This window comes from Cereibacter changlensis JA139 (assembly GCF_003034985.1).
GTDB lineage: Bacteria > Pseudomonadota > Alphaproteobacteria > Rhodobacterales > Rhodobacteraceae > Cereibacter > Cereibacter changlensis.
This window is the reverse complement of the sequence record NZ_PZKG01000387.1, coordinates 1-837: the sequence shown is the minus strand read 5'-3', so window position 1 is coordinate 837 and position 837 is coordinate 1. Positions and strand designations below refer to the sequence as shown.

The 837-nt window shown below is 62.4% G+C and carries 1 pseudogene; it reads right to left on the bottom strand.

Features of this window, described 5'->3' with window-relative positions:
- A pseudogene (locus C5F48_RS24255) lies at nucleotides 1–659 on the bottom strand (transposase); the annotation flags it as partial.
- Between the last annotated feature and the right edge of the window lie 178 nt (nucleotides 660–837).

Sequence of the window (837 nt, the reverse complement as noted above, 5' to 3'; positions counted from 1 at the left end):
CCGTCCGCAGGCGAACTGGTCATGGACGAAGTCCAGCGACCAGCGCGCATTGGCCCGCGCCTCCACCAGGATCGGAGCCCTTGTGCCGATGGCCTTGCGCCGCGCTTTGCGTTTGCGGACGGTTAACCCTTCCTCGCGGTAGAGCCGGTAGATGCGATTGATCCCCGACGCCTCGCCTTCACGCCGCAAGAGCGCGAAGAGCCGCCGGTAGCCGAACCTGCGTCGCTCATTGGCCAGATCCCGCAGCCGACCGCGCAGGGCGATGTCCGGCGCACGTCGCGACTGGTAGCGCACCATCTTGCGGTCCGCCCCGGCAATCTGGCACGCCCGCCGTTCCGACAGCCCGAGCTGGGCCTTCAGATGCGCGACAGCCTCGCGCTTCACGACGGGCGTCACCACTTTTTTGACAAGAGCTCCTTCATCGCCGCCATGTCGAGCATCTGCTCGGCCAAGAGCTTCTTCAGCTTGGCGTTCTCGTCCTCCAGCGTCTTCAGCCGCTTGGCATCGGACACCGTCATCCCGGAATACTTCGCCTTCCAGGCATAGAACGTGCCTTCCGACATCCCGTGCTTGCGGCAGAGATCCGCGCACTTCGCGCCAGCCTCATGCTCCTGCAAGATCCCGATGATCTGTTCTTCCGTCAGTCGTGCCTTCTTCATCGTCCGTCCTCTCCATGGGCCGGACTCTAATCGCAGATGGAGGAAAAATCCCGGGGCAGGTCACGCCTTCTCAAGCCTGAACTCCCTGCTCTTGCCCCTTCGCGCCGCGCGCTTTTGCCCCTCGTGGACAGCAACAGTTAGAGTCTAAGAGTTAAATAAGTTAGACCGAATCAGAATC